Source organism: Duganella sp. AC917 (assembly GCF_979258245.1).
This window is the reverse complement of the sequence record NZ_OZ409848.1, coordinates 5351516-5370016: the sequence shown is the minus strand read 5'-3', so window position 1 is coordinate 5370016 and position 18501 is coordinate 5351516. Positions and strand designations below refer to the sequence as shown.

The following is an 18501-nucleotide window of genomic DNA, read 5'->3' as shown; positions in this document are numbered from 1 at the left end:
CGCCACACATCACAAGGCCGATCGCGCTTGCAGCCGATTGGAGCCGAATCGCACTCTCCGCCGCCTTCGCGCGGCATCCGCCTCACCCCTTACTGAATACCGCATACGCTATGAAACCATCCATGCTGTCCAAGCTCGATCAACTGGCCAACCGCCTGGTCGAACTCGATGAATTGCTCATGTCCGAAGGCGCGACCAGCAATATGGACGCCTACCGGAAAATGACCCGCGAGCACGCCGAACTCGGTCCGCTGGTGGCGCTGTACAACGCCTACCAGGAAGCGATCGGCGACGGCGCCGCCGCGCAGGAGATGCTGTCCGATCCCGAGATGAAGGAATTCGCGCAGGACGAAATCGAAGCGTCCAAGGCACGCATGGCCGAACTGGAAATCGAACTGCAAAAAATGCTGCTGCCGAAGGACGCCAACGACGAGCGCAACATCTTCCTCGAAATCCGCGCCGGCACCGGCGGCGACGAATCGGCCTTGTTCGCCGGCGACCTGCTGCGCATGTACACCCGCTTCGCCGAGCGCAATCGCTGGCAGGTGGAAGTGGTGTCGGAATCGGCGTCGGACCTGGGCGGCTACCGCGAGGTGATCGTGCGCCTGGTCGGCAACGGCGTCTACGCCAAGCTCAAATTCGAATCCGGCGGCCACCGCGTGCAGCGCGTGCCGGCGACGGAAACCCAGGGCCGCATCCACACCTCCGCCTGCACCGTGGCGGTGATGCCGGAGGCGGACGAAGTCGAAGACGTCAACATCAACCCGGCCGACCTGCGCATCGACACCTTCCGCGCTTCCGGCGCCGGCGGTCAGCACATCAACAAAACCGATTCGGCGGTGCGCCTGACCCACTTGCCGACCGGGATCGTGGTCGAATGCCAGGATGACCGTTCGCAGCACAAGAACAAGGCGCAGGCGATGAAGGTGCTGGCCGCGCGCATCAAGGACGTGCAGCTGCGCGAGCAGCAATCGAAGGAAGCGGCCACCCGTAAGAGCCTGATCGGCTCGGGCGACCGCAGCGAGCGGATTCGCACCTATAACTTCCCGCAGGGCCGCATGACAGACCACCGCATCAACCTGACCTTGTACAAGCTTGACTTCATCATGGACGGCGACCTGACGGAGCTGACCAACGCGCTGGCGGCCGAACACCAGGCCGAGTTGCTGGCGGCGCTGGGCGATTAAGCCTTATCCCGAGATTAAGAGCGGCCTAAGACCGCAACGCCGGTGATGTGCGAAAATCACGCGACTCACTACAACGGATAAATCATGAACCAGTCCCGCTCCCTGCTGCTGTTTATCGCCTTCGCCAGCTTCGGCCTGATCGCCATTGCCCTGTATCTGCAGCATGGCCTCGACATGCTTCCATGTCCGCTGTGCGTGATCCAGCGCTACCTGTTCCTGGCGATCGGCATCGCCTCGCTGATCGGCGCGTACATCAGCAAGCCGAAAATCGGCGCCGGCGTCGGCCTGTTGGCCGCGCTGGGCGGGCTTTACTTCGCCGGCGACCACCTCTACATTCTGGCCAACCCGGGCCTGTCGTGCGGCATCGACCCGATGGAGACCTTCCTCAACAAGATCCCCACCGCCACCTACCTGCCCTTCCTGTTCCGCGCCGACGGCCTGTGCGAAGACGCGCTGGCGCCGTGGTTCGGCCTGGCGATTCCGCAGTGGTCCTTCATCTGGTTCGCCTTCTTCGCGCTGGCGCTGGCATGGGCGCTGTTGCGCCGCACGCGCGCATGATCGACCGACTCGGCGCCATCGAGGCCGGCGTCAGCGTCGGCGCGCTGCAAACGCAGTCGCTGCTTGACGCGCTGGATAACCGCATCCTGCTGTGCCACGCGCTGGGATTGACCCGCGTGGGCCTGATCACCCAGTCCGAACGCGCGCTGAGCGCCGACGAGGCGCAGCGCTTCGCCGCGCTGGTGCAACGCCGCCTGGACGGCGAACCGATCGCCTACATCGTCGGCCAGCGCGAATTTTTCGGCCTGCCGTTTGAAGTCTGCGGCGCCGTGCTGATACCCCGTCCGGACACCGAATTGCTGGTCGAGCTGACCCTCGAGCGCCTGCCGCCGTCGGGCCGGGTGCTCGACATGGGCACCGGCAGCGGCGCCATTGCCGTCGCCCTGGCCCACACGCGGCCCGACGCCGACGTCACCGCCCTCGATGTCAGCCCGGAGGCGCTGGCCGTCGCCCGCCGCAACGCCGCCGCCAACGGCGCCCGCGTCGCCTTCCTGCAAAGCGACTGGTACGCGGCGCTGGACGGTCTGCCGCCGTTCGACGTCATCGCCTCCAACCCGCCCTATATCGCCAGCGGCGACCGTCACCTGTCCGAGGGCGATTTGCGCTACGAACCGGTGGGCGCGCTGACCGACCACGCCGACGGCCTGTCGGCGCTGCGCATCATCGTGGCGGGAGCGAAAGCACGTCTGAAGCCCGCCGGCTGGCTGCTGATGGAGCACGGCTACGACCAGTCGGCGGCCGTCCGCCAGTTATTATCCGAACAAGGTTACACCGACGTGCAAAGCTGGACCGACCTCGCAGGCATCGAGCGCGTGACCGGTGCGCGGGCGCACTGACGGCCGCCCCACCCCCGGGATATGCTGGCTTTACGCCAGCTCCCCCACTATTTGATAAACTAGCAAGCGATCTTTGGTAATGGCCAACTTCTGGCCCCGCCAACGCGCTTGCCGGTTTTCGGTTAATCTCGCACCTCACAGTTTGTTTGATGCAACACGAAAGGAAGATCCAATTGTCCAATCTACTGACTCGCCGCCTGGCATTGCTGGCCAAGCCAGAGCACCGCGCGGTGCTTGGTGGCTTGCGTGGCATCGAGCGCGAAACGCTGCGGGTTGACCGGCAAGGCCATTTGGCCGCCACTGCGCATCCAGTGGCCATGGGCTCGGCCCTGACGCATCCGCAGATCACCACCGACTACGCCGAGGCGCTGCTGGAGTTCATCACGCCGGCCGAAAAAGACATCGCCACCACCATCGAAAAGCTCGACGGCATCCACCGCTACGCCTATAGCAAATTGGGCGACGAACTGCTGTGGAGCCAATCGATGCCATGCCAGCTGCCCGGCGAGGAAGACATCGAGATCGCCTGGTACGGCACCTCCAATCTGGGCACGCTCAAACACGTCTACCGTCGCGGCCTGGCGCTGCGCTACGGTAAAGCGATGCAGTGCATCGCCGGCATCCACTACAACTACTCGCTGGACGAACGTCTGTGGCGCGTGCTGGCCGAAAACGAGCCGGCCACCAAGCGCCTGTCGAAGAAGGGCTATCAGTCGGAAGCCTACCTCGCGACCATCCGCAACTTCCGCCGCTACAGCTGGCTGCTGATGTACCTGTTCGGCGCCTCGCCGGTGCTGTCGACCGGTTTCCTGCGCGGCCGTCCGCACAAACTCGAGACGCTGTCCGAAGACACGCTGTACCTGCCGTACGCCACCAGTCTTCGCATGAGCGACCTCGGTTACCAGAACGACGCGCAATCGGGCCTGAGCCCGCACGAGAACTGTTTGGACAGTTACGTCGCCGCGCTGACCAAGGCCGTCAACCAGCCGTACGCGCCGTACGCGGAACTGGGCACCAAGCGCGATGGCGAATGGATACAGCTCAGCACCAACGTGCTGCAGATCGAAAACGAGTACTACTCCACCATCCGCCCCAAGCGCGTGATCCAGACCGGCGAACGGCCGATCCAGGCGCTGTGCGCGCGCGGCGTGCAGTACATCGAGGTGCGCTGCATGGACGTCGATCCGTTCGAACCGGTCGGCATCAGCGTCGAGGCGGGCCGCTTCCTCGACGCCTTCCTGCTGTTCTGCGCACTGGAGGAAAGCCCGCAGATCGCGCCCGAGGAAAGCCAGCGCCACACCCGCAACTTTGCCCGCACCGTCAAGGAAGGCCGCCGTCCGGGCCTGACCCTGACCAACGACGACGGCGACATCAGCCTGCAAAGCTGGGGCGCCGAACTGCTCGAACGTATCCGTCCGGCGGCCGAGCTTCTGGACTCGCTGCGCGGCGACAGCGCCCACGTCGACGCGATGACGGCGCAATCGGCCAAGCTGGCCGACGCCACCCTGACGCCGTCGGCCAAGGTGCTGGCGGCATTGCAGGCCAATGGCAATTCGTTCGCCGCCTTCGGCCTGGCGCAGAGCGAAAAGCACGCCGCCTACTTCCGCAGCCATCCACCGAGCGCCGAAGACGTCGCGTATTTCGACGGCATGGCCGCCGTCTCGCTGGCCGAACAGGCCGAGATGGAAGCCGCGCCGCAAGGCAGTTTCGACGACTACGTCGGCGCCTACCGCGCCAGCAATTTGTGCCATTCCAGCGTGGACTGCGACTGACCCTGCGACCAACCACAATTTAACGGGACGCCCGTGCTCACCTTCTACAACGAGCTGCACGCCCAGCACCGGGGTCGCTACGAGATTTTTCGTGGCGAGATGGTGCCGTGCTTCGAAAAACCGGAGCGCGCGGACTCGGTGCTGGCGGAGCTGGGCCGGCGTGGGCTGGGCCGCATCGTCACGCCGCACGGCGTGCCGTTGATGTCATTGGAGCGCATCCACACGCCGCGCTACCTGCACTTCCTGCGCACCGCGTGGAGCGAATGGCTGGCGCTCGATCCCGCCAACGCGCAGAAGGACGCCTTTCCCGCCGTCTGGCCGGTGCGCACGCTGCGCGACGACATCGAGCCGGAGAACTTCTGCGCCAAACTCGGTTTGTACTCGATGGACAGCGGCACGCCGCTGACGGCAGGCACCTGGACCGCCGCCAAGACCGGCGCCGACTGTGCGGTCAATGCCGCGCACGCGCTGCGGCTGGGCGAGCGCGGCGCATTTGTGCTGAGCCGGCCGCCGGGCCACCACGCCGGCGCCGATTTCTTCGGCGGCTACTGCTTCCTGAACAACGCCGCGCTGGCCGCGCAGCACATGCTCGACGACGGCGCAAAAAAGGTCGCCATCATCGACATCGACTACCACCACGGCAACGGCACGCAGAGCATTTTCTATGGACGCGATGACGTCTTGTTCGTGTCCATCCACGCCGATCCGCGCAACGAGTATCCGTTTTATCTCGGGCATGCGGATGAACGGGGCGAAGGCGCCGGCCAGGGCTTCAACATGAATTTGCCGCTGGCTGCCGGCAGCTCGGTCAAGGCGTGGTTCACGGCGCTGGAAACGGCCTGCATCCGCATCGGCGGTTTCGCGCCGGATGCGCTGGTGGTGTCGCTGGGCGTGGACACGTTTGCCGGCGACCCGCTGTCGCGCTTCGCGCTGCAAAGCGCGGATTACCTGAAGGTGGGCGAGCGCCTGGCTTACCTTAACCTGCCGACCGCCTTCATTTTCGAAGGCGGCTACGCGGTCAAGGAGCTGGGCACCAATGTCGTCAACGTCCTCGAAGGTTACGAGACCGCGCTTTGAGCACATGCGTGTTTCGGCGGCGGGTCACACATGGCGGATTACGGCGTACCGCCTGATCCGCCAAGCTCCGTCGGCGGCCCCGAAAGATCAGTACACATCGCGGCGATAGCGGCCCGTCTCGATCAGATCGTCCAGCGCGGCGCGGCCGATGATTTCCTCCAGCGCCGCTTCCACGCCGCCGGCCATGCCTTGCAGACTGCCGCAGACATACAGCACGGCGCCCTCGGCGATCCAGGCGCGCAAGGTATCGGCTTTGGTGCGCATGCGGTCTTGCACATACTCGCCGCCGGAGACGTCGCGCGAGAACACCAGGTCCAGCTCCGGCAGGAAACCGCGCTCGCGGTAATCGCGAAGCTCGTCGGCGCAGATGCTGTCGAACTCGCGCTGGCGCTCGCCGAAAATCAGCCAGTTGCGGCGTGTGCCACCGCGCACGCGGGCACGCAAATGCGAACGCAGGCCGGCCATGCCGGAGCCGTTACCGATGTAAATGCCCGGCAGCGGTTGCGGATGCGCGTCAAACGATGGATTGGACACCAGGCGCACGCGCACCTCGTCCCCAAGCGCCGCTTGCGCCGTCAGCCAGCCGGACGCCAGGCCCAATCCCTGTTCGTGCTTCACCTGCCGTACCAGCAGCTGCATGCCGCCATCCGACGGCAGCGACGCCAGCGAGTAGCGGCGCGGCGCGACAGCCTGGCGTTGCTCGTCGCTGGCGCCGGCCGGCGTATAGTGCCCCGGCCAGATGTCGACCAGCGCGCCCGGCTGCCAGTTGGCGGCGGCTTGCGCATCGCCAGCGCACAGCGTTATCTCGTACAATCCATCGCCGATGCTGCCGGGGTTGAGCAGTTCGCGTTCCATCAGCCGCCAGTTGGTGTAGTCGGATTCCGCCACCGCCGCCGACAGCGACACCTCGGCCGTATCGCCGCCGATCAGCTCCCGCAAGGTATGCGACCAGCGCGCCAGGGCGCCGGCGTCGCCGTTGTCGACTTCAATCATCGGATGCAGTGGCCGCGCGCCCATCACGCGCAGGCGCTGATCCAGCGTCTGTCCGAAGCCGCAGAACTGCACGTAATTGCGGTCGCCCAGCGCCAGCACCGCGTACTGCATGTGCGCCAGCTCCTCGGCCGCCGTTTGCAGCAGGCGGCTGAAACGGCGCGCCCCATCCGGTGGTTCGCCTTCGCCAAAGCTGCTGGCGACGAACAGCGCGCGCCGGTATTTGACCAGCTGCGGCGGCGTCAATTTTTCCAGCGAATGCACGTGGACCGGAACGCCGGCCTTTTGCAGGGCCGCCGCGCTTTTCAGCGCCAGGCGTTCGGCCTGGCCGGTCTGGCTGGCGTAGGCCATCAGCACCGGCTCCAGCGCGGTATCGGTGAAATTGCCGCTGCCGGCCGCGAACTGCGCGCGCTCGGCCTGGGCGATGCGCTTCTGGCGGCGGCGGTTCAGGTAAAGCATCCACCCGGTGATGGCGAACCCCGGCAGCGCAAGGCTGGCGAGGAACATGAAAAGACGACCGGGCAAGCCGAAATACGTCCCCATGTGCAGCGGATAAATGGTCGACTGCGCGCGCGTGCCGACCGCCATGTCGCGATACGGCTCGTTCTTGACCAAGGCGCCAGTCTGCTGATTGACCGACATGCGGCCGCGCGCGCGCACGTGCGGCGCGTCGTTGGCCACCCACAGGATCTGGAGCGGCTGCGTGGCGCGTTCCGGCGGCCGCAGGAAGGCCATTTTCCAGTCTGGCGCTGCCTGCTGGAAGGTGGCCCAGCTCGCGGTCAGGTCTGGCTGCTCGACGGACTTGGGCGGCTTGACGCCTTTCGGCTTGGGCGCGGTCGCCACGCGCGGTGGGCGGGTGGTGCCCAGCCAGCCGTCGACCGTATCGCGCACCACGTCGAAACTCCAGTACAACCCGGTCAGCGTGAAGACCACGTACGCGGCCAGCGCCCAGGTGCCCAGCACCGAGTGCAGGCCCCACAGGAAGGAGCGGCCTTTCAGGCGCGTGTCGAAGGTCAGCCAGGTGCGCCAGTCGAGCGCGCGGCGCGGCCAGCGCAGATATAGGCCACTGAGCGACAGTCCCAGAAGGCAGATCGCCAGGACGCCCAGCACGATGCGGCCGACGTCGCGCGGCAGCAGCAGGTGGCGGTGCAGCGACTCCACCCACTCGAAGACGTCGTCGTAATGCAGCGGCGGCAGCAGCGCGCCGGTGTACGGATTGAGATAAATCGTTTCGCCATGTTCGGCGCCCGGCGCCGGCGCCATGGTGACGCGCGCGGTGGTGCCAGGTTCGGTGTAGACGATGATGCCGGTGATGCGCACGTCCGGCCGCAGCAGCCTGGTCGCCTGCGCGATCTGCGGCGGCGCCAGGACGGGCGCCGCCGACTCCACCGGTACGTGCATCACGCCGGGATTCAACAGGTCCAGTATCTCGTCGCGGAACGCGAGGATGGCGCCGGTGAGTCCGATCAGTATCAGGATCGTGCCGGCGGTGATGCCGACAAACCAGTGCAGCTGGAACCAGAGCTTTTTCACAGATCGACCTTCACGCCGAGTTTAATCAGTCGCGGCGCGCCGGAACTCAGGCGCGTGCCCGCGCCGGCCCAGTATTCCTTGCCGCCCGCGTTTTCCACATTGAGCTGCACGCTGGTGCGCTTGCCCAGGACCGTCGTCACATAACGGCCGCCGACACTGAACAAGGTCACGCCGCCGAGGAAGGCCTGGTTCAAATCGTTGACCGGCCGGCTGCCGGTGTAATACGCGCCGCCGTTGATCGACAAGCCCGGCACGGCGTCCAGTTCATATGACAGGAAGGCGCTGGCGGTGCGCTTGGCGGCGTTCTCCGGCAGCTTGCCGTCGTAGGCGGCGCCGATGTCGCGGAATGTCGGATCGAGGAACTGGGCCGAGGTTTGCCACGACAGACGCGGCGTCAACTTGCCCTGGGTGGACAGCTCCAGGCCTCGGAAGTGCTGCTCGCCGTCGGCGCTGTAGATATTGGCGGTGTTGGTGTAGTAGCCGGGGCGGTTGATCTCGAACAGCGACGCCTGCACCAGCGTGCCACCGGCGCCCGGCATGCGCCAGCGCGCGCCCAGTTCCTTCTGGCGGCTCACGCCCGGCGCCAGGCGCTCGTTGGCGTTGGCGGTGCCGGTCGGCGCCGTCTCGCCCTCCTCCAGGCCCTGCGAGCCGGAGACGTAGAACGACAGGTCGTCGGTGGCCTTGTAGATCAGCGCCGCCATCGGCGTGGTTTTGCTCACGTCGTAGTGGTTCGCGCCCTGGTCGCTCTTGTATTTCACGCTGCGCACGCCGGCGACGGCTTGCCAGTTCGGTGAGAAGGTCATGCGGTCGATCGCGTAGGCGCCCGAATCGCGCGTCTCCAGCCCGGCGGTGGTGGGCGTGGTGGAATAGGCGCTGACGGTGTAGTTGGTCGCCGGCGTCGGGTTATATAAATTCTGCGACGGGATCGTGAAGGTGGCCTGGTAGATCGGGTCCTGTCCCTTGTCGGTGCGGTTTACGCCGAAGGTGACGTCGTGCTTGACCGGGCCGGTGTTGACCGTGCCGGCCAGTTCCGCGCGCAGCATGGTCGAATCGAGTACGCTGTGTTGCAGGTTGCCGGTGATGCGCCCGGCGCCCGTGGCGATAGCGGCGTTGTTCGTGAAGCGGAAGATCGGCAGCGCGCGGTCGCGTGCCGTTTCCGAATGCCCGCCTTCGACGGTCAGCGCCCAATTGTCGCTCAGCGCGTAGTCGGCGCGCAGCAGCGCGTTTTTGGTCTCGGTCTGGAATTTGGCCCAGTCCGGGCCGACCAGGCGCTTGGGATCGACCGTGGCCGGCAAGGTGATGACGCCGTTGACGGCGGTCGGCAAGGTAATGCCCACTTGTTCGGTGACGCGGCGCTTGTCGTATTCCAGATCGGCCGCCAGGCGCAGGCGCGCATTGACGCGCCAGTCCAGCGCCGCCGAAATGAAGCGGCGATTGCCGTTGCCCACGTCGTCCATGTAGCTGGCTAGGGTGCCGCCGGCCGCGTTGACGCGGACGCCGACCTGCTGCTGCTCGCCGAAGCGGCGCGCGACATCGGCGGTGGCGACCGCCGTGCCGTTCTGGTCGACCGTCATGCCGACCGTGGTCACCGGCGTGGCGCCGGCGCGCTTGGTGACGAAGTTGACCACGCCGGCCGGCGACGTGAAGCCGTAGTACAAAGCGGTCGCGCCCTTCAGCACTTCGACACGCTCCTTGTCCTCCATCGGCACCTGGCCGAAATTCATGATCGGCAGCGAACCGTTGAGGCGATAGTTGGTGCGGTTTTCCACCGCGATGCCGCGTATGACCAGCTGGTCCCAGGTCTCGCCGCCGTTTTGCTGGCGCGTGACGCCGGCCGTGTTGCGCACCGCGTCGTACAAGCCGCCGGCCGCCTGCAGCTCCAGCACTTCGCGCGTGATGACGTTGACGGTCGACGGCACTTCCATGATGTCGGCGCCACGGAAGCTGCCCGCTTCGACCGTCGTCGGCACGAAGCCGTCGGCCCGCGCGGCCGTCACTTTGACGGTCTGCAGGATTTGCTCATCGGCCTGCTGCGCCAGCGCGACCGATGGAAAAGCGGCGCACAGCGCGAGGTGGAGCGGAAGCAGGCGCGGGAAAAGTCGAAGCTGGGACATGAATAGACAGGAAGGCATCAAATTGAAAGGATGCCGCCATTTTACTAGATAATGAGAATGATTATCAATTCCCGTTAGCGCCTGTCCTATTTCGCTGCCGCCTCCGCCGCCAGCGTTTTATTCAGCCTCTCGGTGCCCGCAAGCGCGTACTCGCGGCACGCCTGGCGGTCGATAAAGGCCGCGTTACCCAGTTTTGCCTGCTTCGCCAGACGCTCGAACAGGCCGGAGACGCCGGGATGCGCGGAAATCAGGATGTCGCAGTCCAGCCCCGCCACCGTGGCAATAGATTTTTTGATATCGGTCAGCGCGGTCGGATACGACTTGGAATCGCTGTAGCGGAAAGGTTTGGCGGTGAAGGCATTGAGGCTGTCCGCATAGACCATGGCCGCGCTCTTGCCATTTTCGCTCGCGAGCCAGGTCCAGCTGACGCCGCCCTGCGTGTGGCCCGGCGTATAGCGCGCCGTCACGGCCAGCGGTCCCAGTTTGACCACTTCACCATCGGCCACGGCGCGCGTGTTGGCGACCGGCTTGATCGTCGACAGATCGCCGTATTGCGGATCGCCCTTGCTTGGCTGGCCGCTGCGCAGCACCTTTTCGCCCTGCACGCTGGCCAGCACCGCCGCGCCGGACAGCTTTTGCAAGTCGCTGATGCCACCGGCGTGGTCGAAGTGGTCATGCGAGTTCAGTATGTACTTGATGTCCTCCACTTTGAATCCCAACTGACGGATATGCGCCGCGATCATCGGCGCCGATTCGGGGCTGCCACCGTCGATCAGTATGTGGCCCTGCGCGGAAGTGATCAACACAGAGCTCAAACCGCGCGTGCCGACATAATAGGTGTCGCCGAACAGCGCGAACGGCTCCTGCGGGTCGTTCCAGTCTTCGGCCATGGCCGCCGTGGACGCCAACACCGCCGACAGCATCAAGCATTTCATACCTTGCATTGTCATTCCTTTTGGTTGTTAAAGCTTGTCCAGACGCGCCGGCAGCTCGCGCAGCATGGCGGCGCGCGCACGCGGTCCGCCGGCGTCTTCCTGCGTGCGGTCCAGCACCAGATGCGCGAACACCACGGTGCGCCCGCCCTTGCTGGCCCAGCCGACATACCAGCCGTACTGCTGCGCGATGGCGCCGTCGCCGTCCACCCGCACCGGCGCGGCGGTGCCGGTCTTGCCCTGCACGGTCCAGCCGTTGGCCAGCGTCACCGGCGCCATGATCCGCGACGTCATCGCATAGGCCTGCGGCGACAGCGGCAATTCGCGCCGCACCATCTTGCGCAGGAAGGCCACCTGCTCCACCGGCGAGATCTTCAGGCTCGATCCAACCCAGGACAGCGACAGGCCGTTGTCCTTGCCGGCGTCGCCGGAGAGATCGCGGTTGCCGTAATCGAAGCCGTCGATGTAATGCTGGAAGCGCTCGACGCCCAGCGCGGCCGTCACCTGCTGCGCGAACCACAGCACCGAATTCTTGAACCAGAGCGTGGGGTCGGTGTCCTGCCGCCATGAGGCGTTGTAGTCGGTGTAGCCGGCCTTGAACGACATCATTGGCGTGTGCGCGTCGGTCAGGATGCCGCTGTCGTAACCCATCAGGCTGACCACGATGTTGAACGTCGACGCCGGCGTCACGCGCTCGTCGCAGCGGCCTTCCTTCGCCAGGGTGGCGCCGGTGGCCGCGTCGGCCATCGCCAGGCAACTGAACGGCTGGCGCGTCGCCGCCGTCGACAGCGGATCGATGCGCCACGCCAGCGCCGGCTGAAACGCCAGCGTGCCGACGAAGATGGCGGCCAGGCCGGCCAACGCGCCTAACCGCAGCCACACCGAGCGCCCGGCGCCGGACGGCGCGCGTATCAGGCCGATGCGCACGGCCAGCTGGCGCGCGCCGACGCTGCCGAAAGCCAGCGCCGTCTCGACGCAGGCGCCTTGCATCTTCAACTGCGCCAGCAGCGCCGCCGCGTAGGCCTTGCGCTGGGCCGGCGGACGGCCGCGCAGCACTTCGCGATCGCAGCCCAGCTCCTGCGCCCACGACAGCCGCTCGCGCAGCAGCCGCATAAAGGGATTGAACCAGAACAGCGTTTGCAGCAGCAGCCCCGCGCCCATCCATTGCAAATCGCGCCGGCGCAAATGCGTGACTTCATGTTCGATCATCAGTTGCCGCTGCAGGGGATCGAAGTTGTGCAGATGCCTGGGCAGCAGCAGGCGGGCGCGGATAAATCCGTACAACATCGGCGAGATCGGCGCGTCCACTTCGATCACTTCGGCGCCGCCGGCCAGCGCGCCGGGCACGCTGCTTCCCGACGCCGACAGGCCGCGCAGGAAGCGCCCCGCTTTCAGCAGCCGTAACGTGGCATAGCCCAGGCCCGACAGGTACACCACCAGCCAGGCATCGGCGCCGATGGCCAGCCAGGAACGGCCCGCCGTTCGCACATCCATGGTCCACTCGGCGCCGGTCGCGGCGATCGACGGCGCCGGTTTGCCCTGCGCGGGCGCGGCGGCCGTGGCAGGATTCGGCAATTCGATTTGCGGCACCACGCGCAGTCGTTCGCTGTGCGGCAGCAGCACGACCAGGAAGGCGGCGGCCACCGTCACCTGGCCCAGCAGCCAGATCGAGCGTTGCGACGCCAGCGCGGGCAGGCGCCGGCCCAGCACCGCCAGCATCGCCCACACGCCCAGGCCAGCGGCCAGGCAACCGGCGCACGCCAGCAAAAACCGGTAAATCAGCAGGTCGTCGAAGCTCATGGCGCGTCCGGCTCGTCCGGCCAGTCCTTCAGCAGCTGTTCGAGCTGGGCCAGCTCGTCGTCGTCGACCAGTTTGCTGCCGGTGAACATATTCACGGGCAGCGGGCCGTCCATCTCCATCACCCGCTGGCCGAAATCGCGCGCGAACGCGGCCAGGGTGCCGACCTTTTCCAGCGCCGCCGTGTAGACCTGCACGCCGTGCACGGTGTGCTGGCGCAGCGAGCCCTTGTCGAGCATGCGCTCGAGCGTCTTGCGGGTCGACGAGAAGGACCAGCCCAGTTCATCTTCAACGTGCTGGTGGATTTCGCGCGCGCTCAGGGGCTGCTGCTTCCACAGCGCCTTGAGCACGGTCAGTTCGGTGATCGATGGAATGGTCATGACGGCTCCGTGTGACGAATGCCACTATTGTGCGACATCCGTCACACATGAGTCAATCGCCACGGGCTAAAAATTATTTTAATAAAATCGCTTGCTATTTGATCGCACGCTATGTATAGTTCTCACATCGGCGCTGCAAACAGCAGCGAAGCGTAGTAGATTAGCAAGCTGTCGCGACAGATGTTAGATAGCTAGCGATTAGATAGCTTGTTAGATTTGTAGTCCAACGATTTGTACTTCAACTTAATAACTGAAAAGGAATTCATCATGTCGATCGAAAAAGTACTGTACCGCGCAACCGCAAAAGCCAACGGCGGCCGTGAAGGCAAAGCCGTCTCCTCCGACGGCGTGCTGGACGTCAAGCTGACCACCCCGAAAGAACTCGGCGGCGCAGGCGCGGTGGGCACCAACCCGGAACAGCTGTTCGCGGCCGGCTACTCGGCATGCTTCCTGGGCGCGATGAAATTCGTCAGCGGCCGTGACAAGATCGCCCTGCCGGCGGACGTTTCGATCGAAGGCACGGTCGGCATCGGCGCCATCCCTACCGGTTTCGGCATCGAAGTGGAACTAAAAATCTCGCTGCCAGGCCTGGACCGCGAAGCCGCCCAAAAACTGGTCGACGCCGCCCACATCGTTTGCCCTTACTCGAACGCCACCCGTGGCAACATCGACGTCACCCTGACCATTCTGTAATGGGTCCCCGGCCGGCGCACTCCAGCGCCGGCCATCTGCATTACAATCAACGCTCTTTCTTCTACAGAGATACGCAATGATTGAGTGGCATTGGCTGGGCTTTGACGACATCCCCCGCGACGACTGGTACGAGGTGCTGCGCCAGCGCCAGGACGTGTTCATCCTCGAGCAGACCTGCTTGTATCCCGATATCGACGGCTACGATTTGGACAGCCATCACCTGATGGCGTGGCGCGAGATCGACGGCAAGCGCACATTGGTCGCCTATCTGCGCTGCCTTCCCCCCGGATTGAAGTACGATGAAATGTCGCTCGGCCGTGTGCTGACCACGCGCGCCGCGCGCGGCAGCGGCATCGGCCGCGACCTGCTGGCCAAAGCCATTCCGCTGGCCGAGGCGCTGCATCCCGGCCACCGCTTCCGCATCGGCGCCCAGGCGCACCTGGAAAAATTCTACGCGAGCTTTGGCTTTCAGACCGTCACCGAACCATACGACGAAGACGGCATCATGCACATCGATATGGTGCACTAAGCCTGACCTCAAAACGTCAGCATGAAACGCGCGCCTTCGCCCACCGAGCGCGCGTAACGCACCGTGCCGCCATTGGCGTGCACCAAATGGCGCACCATCGCCAGTCCTATTCCCCGGCCCTGTTTTTTGGTCGAAAAGAACGGCGTGAAGATGTGCGCGGCCAGCGCTTCCGGCACGCCCGGACCGTTGTCGGCCACCTCGATCCGCAAACGGCTGCCGCGGCTCAAACGCGCGCTCACCACCGCGCGCGGCGGACGGGCACCACCGGTCATCGCCTCGGCCGCGTTCTTGAGCAGATTGATCAACGCCTGCTCCAGCTGCCCCGGGTCGATCATCACCTCCAGCGACGCCGGCTCCACCGAAAACACCACCTGCCCGCCCAACGCCTGCCATTGCGGCGCCAGCAGCGCGGACAAGCGCTCGAACAATGGCTCCAGCGGCACGCGCTGCGGCTGCGCCTGCGGCACCGTCGACAGGCTGCGGTAGCTGCCGACAAAGTCGACCAGGCTGGCGGCGCGGCGGGCGATGGCGTCCAGCGCGATACCCAGATCGGCGTGGATATCGACGGGCAGTCCGGCGCTGGCCTCGTCCAGCAGGCCGCAGGCGGTGCGCGACAGCGAGGCCACCGGCGTCAGGGAATTCATGATCTCGTGCGTCAGTACCTGCACCAGTTCGCGCCAGGCGTTCAGCGCCTCGGCTTCCAGTTCGCTCTCCACCGGCATCAGCGCCGCCAGGCGCTGCGCGGCGCCCTGCACCGACAGCGCGGAGATGGCGACGAGCGCGCGCTCGCCACCGCGTTCGGTCTCAAAACTGATCAACTTGCGCTGGCCGACCGGCTGCGCGGCCAGCAGCTGGTGCAAGTCCTGCGGCGCGCTGGCGCGGCCCGGCGCCAGCAGCCTGCGCGCGCTGGCGTTGAGCGGCGCGACCTGCCCGGCGCCACTGGCGTGCGTGATGCGAAACAGCGCGATGGGCGCGTGTTCCAGCCGCGCTTCAAGCGCCAGTACACTGGCGGCCAGCTCATTCTGCCGGGGACCGTGGATGGTGTCGTGGGCGGATGGTTGCCGCTCCATGCGCGGCAATCGTGGGCCGAGCTTGCGCAGGCATTGCCACAATGCGCACAACGGCGCCAGCGCGAGCAGCGCGCACAGCACGATGCGGCGCGGCGCCGGCGTGGCGGACAAAGCGTCGGCCGCGACGGCCAGCGCCATCAAAGCGAGCACGCTGGCCGCGATGCCGAACTTGAGCGCGCGCTCAGATGCCATGTTTGCCCAGCTTGCGGTACAAGGCCGCCCGGCTGATGCCGAGCGTTTTGGCGGTGTGGCTGATATTGCCGTTGAACTGGGCCAGCGTACTGGCGATGGCATCCCGTTCCAGCGCGTCGAGCGTCATGTCGCAGGAAACAGTCGGCGTCGCGCCCTCGCTGGCGGCGGCGATATTGAATACAGCCGGCGCGGCGCCCAGGCCGAAATCGGTCAAGCCATATTCCGCTCCCTGCCCAAGGATGACGGCGCGCTCGCAAGCGTGGCGCAGCGCGCGCACGTTGCCGGGCCAATCGTGCCGGCACAGGCTATCCATCGCAGCGCCGGCCACCTCGCGCGCCGGCCGCGAGTACCGCAGCTCGTACAGCTTCAGATAGTGGGCAAGCAGCAGGGGAATGTCCTCGCGGCGCTCCCGCAACGGCGGTACGCGAATCACGATGGTATTGAGCCGGAACAGCAGATCGGGACGGAAAACGGATGGATCGAACAGGCGCGCCTCGTCCAGATTGGTGGCGCTGATGATGCGCACGTCGATCGCTTCCGGCTTGTCGGCGCCGATCGGCGTGACCTCGCGCCGCTCGAGCGCCGTCAGCAGCTTGGCTTGCGCGGCCAGCGGCATGTTGCCGATTTCGTCCAGGAACAGCGAGCCGCCGCGTGCCGCCTGGAAGCGCCCCGCGCGATCCGACTTGGCATCCGTGAACGAACCTTTGCGATGGCCGAACAACTCGCTCTCGAACGTCGATTCCGGCAACGCGCCCATGTCCACCGCCAGCAGCGTGCCGGCCGCGCGGCGCGACAGCGCGTGGATGGCGCGTGCCACCAGCTCCTTGCCCACGCCATTCTCGCCGAGCACCATGACATTCGCCTCGGTCGGCGCCACGCTGCCGATTAGCGCCTTGAGCTCGCGCATCGCGCCCGACTCGCCCATCAACTCGGGCGAGGCGGCCGACGAGCCGCCCTGCGCCGCGCGCCGGGCCAGCGCCTGATCGACCGCCGCCACCAGACGCGCGTTGTCCCACGGCTTGGTGATGAAATCGCCGGCGCCGCGCTTGAGCGCCTCCACGGCCAAGGGCACGTCCGCATACGCCGTCATCGCAATCACCGCTGGCGGCCGCCCCTGGGCGCGCAGCACATCCAGCAGCGAGAGGCCCTCTGCGCCATCGATGCAGCCGGGTGTGAAATTCAGGTCGAGCAGCACCACGTCGGGCACGCCCTGCGCCAGCAGCGCGGGCAAGCCGGCGGGATCGCAAAGGGTGACGACTTGGGCGTAGCGCCGCCGCAGCAGCAACTGCGCGGCGGTTGCGACATCGGGGTCGTCATCGAGTATCAGAACATAGGCGGACATGCAGGCATTCTAGCAGCGTGGCAGCGGCTCCGGACAAGGCGCAAGCGCCGCGCCGAACCGCAACCTGCGCGGATGTCCAGTTCCGAACATCGGCCGGTGTTCGATATTGAACACCGGCGTGCCGCAAGCATTCAAAAAGCCCTGGAATCGTCGATTTTTGCGCGTGGCACAGCCTTTGCTCTATGACCTGCATGCAGATCAAAAAAAATATCGACCAGCCGAAGCCCGGACTACCGGCCAGCGGCGCCGCAATGGACACCGTGGTGCCGCGCCGGCGCGGCAAGGCCATCGCCATCGCGGTCGTCTCGGCGCTGGCGGTGGCCGCCGCCGGCTACGCGCTGTGGTCGTGGATGCCGCGCGGCTTGCGGATCGACGGCGCCGACCTGCGCATCGGCCAGGCCGCGCGCGGCGTTTTTGTCGATGAAATCGTCGTACGCGCCACCGCCCAGCCGCTCAACTCCGTGATCCTCGACTCGGTGGAATCCGGACGCGTCGAGGAGGTGCTGGCGAGCGACGGCGCGCTGGTCAAAAAAGGCCAGCTGCTGTTCCGTATCTCCAACCCGCAACGCAATCTTGAGCTGCTGGCGCGGCAGTCGGAACACGCGGTCAGCATCTTCAACCTGTCGAATCTGCGCGTGGCGCAGGAGGCCAGCGCCAGCGACCACCGGCGTCGGCTCGACGAGCTGCAATTCGCGGTGGACCAGGCGCGCAAGCAGCACCAGCGCAACACCCGGCTGGCCGCGCAAGGGTTCATCTCCAGCGTCGCGCTGGAGGAATCGGCGGACAAACTGGAACAGCAACAGCGCCAGCTGGTCAACGAGCAGCGGGCGTCGAACACTGAAGACAAGGTGCGCAGCGCCGCCGCGCAGCAGCTCGAAAGCGCCATCGACGGCCTGAACTCGGGCCTGAAGCTGGTCTCCGGCACCGTCGACGCGCTGGCCGTGCGCGCGCCGGTCGAGGGTCGGCTGACCAATTTCCGCCTGCAGGTGGGCGAATCGATCGCCACCGGCAAAAACATCGGCCGCATCGACGATCCGGTGCGCTTCAAGCTGGCGGCCAGCGTCGACGAGTATTACCTCAATCGCATGGCGGTCGGCCGCAAGGGCAGCGTCACACAGGAAGACAAAAACTACGCCGCCGACATCAGCACCATCTACCCGCAGATCAAGGAAGGCCGCTTCACCGTTGAAATGGTGTTCAAGAACGGCCAGCCGCCGGTGCTCAACCCGGGCCAGAGTCTCGACGCCCGCATCACACTGGGCGAGCCGGCTTCGGCGCTGCTACTGCCCAACGGCGCCTTCATCAACGACAGTGGCGGCGCCTGGGTCTACGTGGTCGACGCCAGCGGCCGTGGCGCGCAACGGCGCACGGTGCGCATCGGGCGCCGCAACAACAGCCAGATCGAGGTGCTCGAAGGCCTGACGGCCGGCGACAAGGTGATCTTGTCCAGCTACGCCGCCTACGGAAATTCACCCAGGCTGCAGATTACGCAGTAAATT

General features: G+C 65.9%; 15 protein-coding genes and 1 pseudogene. 8 read left to right on the top strand and 8 right to left on the bottom strand.

Features of this window, described 5'->3' with window-relative positions:
• Window positions 1-110: 110 nt before the first annotated feature.
• The 5 genes from prfA to ACZ0BA_RS23440 all read left to right on the top strand — a co-directional run bounded on the left by prfA (window position 111) and on the right by ACZ0BA_RS23440 (window position 5430).
• The gene (gene prfA, locus ACZ0BA_RS23460; protein WP_090323987.1) at window positions 111-1187 is read left to right on the top strand and encodes a peptide chain release factor 1; all 1077 of its coding nucleotides are present in this window, start codon (window positions 111-113) and stop codon (window positions 1185-1187) included.
• Window positions 1188-1271: 84 nt separating this feature from the next.
• Window positions 1272-1745, top strand: coding sequence for a disulfide bond formation protein B (locus tag ACZ0BA_RS23455; RefSeq protein ID WP_463453558.1), 474 nt, complete (start codon window positions 1272-1274; stop codon window positions 1743-1745).
• Window positions 1715-2581, top strand: coding sequence for a peptide chain release factor N(5)-glutamine methyltransferase (prmC, locus tag ACZ0BA_RS23450; RefSeq protein ID WP_463453557.1), 867 nt, complete (start codon window positions 1715-1717; stop codon window positions 2579-2581). Before ACZ0BA_RS23455 ends, prmC begins: the two co-directional genes overlap by 31 nt.
• 173 nt (window positions 2582-2754) lie before the next feature.
• Window positions 2755-4353 (top strand): glutamate--cysteine ligase, encoded by a 1599-nt coding sequence (gene gshA / locus ACZ0BA_RS23445; protein WP_463453556.1) that lies wholly within the window; start codon window positions 2755-2757, stop codon window positions 4351-4353.
• A 33-nt stretch (window positions 4354-4386) separates the two neighbouring features.
• The gene (locus ACZ0BA_RS23440) at window positions 4387-5430 is read left to right on the top strand and encodes a histone deacetylase family protein (RefSeq protein ID WP_463453555.1); all 1044 of its coding nucleotides are present in this window, start codon (window positions 4387-4389) and stop codon (window positions 5428-5430) included.
• A gap of 87 nt (window positions 5431-5517) precedes the next feature.
• On the opposite strand, the gene ACZ0BA_RS23435 is transcribed toward ACZ0BA_RS23440, so the two are convergent.
• From ACZ0BA_RS23435 to ACZ0BA_RS23410, 6 genes and pseudogenes are all read right to left on the bottom strand, one after another.
• Window positions 5518-7953: a PepSY domain-containing protein gene (locus ACZ0BA_RS23435; RefSeq protein WP_463453554.1), complete on the bottom strand. Its 2436-nt coding sequence runs from the start codon at window positions 7951-7953 to the stop codon at window positions 5518-5520.
• Complete coding sequence (locus tag ACZ0BA_RS23430) at window positions 7950-10067, bottom strand: TonB-dependent siderophore receptor (RefSeq protein WP_463453553.1); 2118 nt, start codon at window positions 10065-10067, stop codon at window positions 7950-7952. Before ACZ0BA_RS23430 ends, ACZ0BA_RS23435 begins: the two co-directional genes overlap by 4 nt.
• An 86-nt stretch (window positions 10068-10153) precedes the next feature.
• Complete coding sequence (bla, locus tag ACZ0BA_RS23425; protein ID WP_463453552.1) at window positions 10154-11011, bottom strand: subclass B3 metallo-beta-lactamase; 858 nt, start codon at window positions 11009-11011, stop codon at window positions 10154-10156.
• A gap of 18 nt (window positions 11012-11029) precedes the next feature.
• Complete coding sequence (gene blaOXA / locus ACZ0BA_RS23420) at window positions 11030-11827, bottom strand: class D beta-lactamase (RefSeq protein ID WP_463454819.1); 798 nt, start codon at window positions 11825-11827, stop codon at window positions 11030-11032.
• A gap of 153 nt (window positions 11828-11980) precedes the next feature.
• Window positions 11981-12799: pseudogene (locus ACZ0BA_RS23415) on the bottom strand (M56 family metallopeptidase); the annotation flags it as partial.
• On the bottom strand, window positions 12796-13176 hold the full coding sequence (locus tag ACZ0BA_RS23410) for a BlaI/MecI/CopY family transcriptional regulator (RefSeq protein ID WP_463453551.1): 381 nt from the start codon (window positions 13174-13176) through the stop codon (window positions 12796-12798). The pseudogene ACZ0BA_RS23415 and the gene ACZ0BA_RS23410, both read right to left, overlap by 4 nt.
• A gap of 267 nt (window positions 13177-13443) precedes the next feature.
• Between ACZ0BA_RS23410 and ACZ0BA_RS23405 the strand changes: the two genes are divergently transcribed.
• Both ACZ0BA_RS23405 and ACZ0BA_RS23400 read left to right on the top strand, forming a co-directional pair.
• Window positions 13444-13869 carry an organic hydroperoxide resistance protein gene (locus ACZ0BA_RS23405; protein ID WP_463453550.1) on the top strand — a complete coding sequence of 142 codons (426 nt, stop codon included), beginning with the start codon at window positions 13444-13446 and terminating at the stop codon, window positions 13867-13869.
• A 76-nt stretch (window positions 13870-13945) separates the two neighbouring features.
• Complete coding sequence (locus ACZ0BA_RS23400; RefSeq protein WP_463453549.1) at window positions 13946-14398, top strand: GNAT family N-acetyltransferase; 453 nt, start codon at window positions 13946-13948, stop codon at window positions 14396-14398.
• A gap of 8 nt (window positions 14399-14406) precedes the next feature.
• Here the strand turns inward: ACZ0BA_RS23400 and ACZ0BA_RS23395 are convergent, their stop codons facing one another.
• Together ACZ0BA_RS23395 and ACZ0BA_RS23390 are read right to left on the bottom strand one after the other, a co-directional pair.
• Window positions 14407-15660 (bottom strand): sensor histidine kinase, encoded by a 1254-nt coding sequence (locus ACZ0BA_RS23395; protein WP_463453548.1) that lies wholly within the window; start codon window positions 15658-15660, stop codon window positions 14407-14409.
• Window positions 15650-17002: a sigma-54-dependent transcriptional regulator gene (locus ACZ0BA_RS23390; RefSeq protein ID WP_463453547.1), complete on the bottom strand. Its 1353-nt coding sequence runs from the start codon at window positions 17000-17002 to the stop codon at window positions 15650-15652. The genes ACZ0BA_RS23395 and ACZ0BA_RS23390 overlap by 11 nt, the downstream gene beginning before the upstream one ends.
• Window positions 17003-17193: 191 nt before the next feature.
• Between ACZ0BA_RS23390 and ACZ0BA_RS23385 the strand changes: the two genes are divergently transcribed.
• Entirely contained in the window at window positions 17194-18498 is a 1305-nt protein-coding gene (locus ACZ0BA_RS23385) for an efflux RND transporter periplasmic adaptor subunit (RefSeq protein WP_463453546.1), read from the top strand.
• Window positions 18499-18501 lie beyond the last annotated feature (3 nt).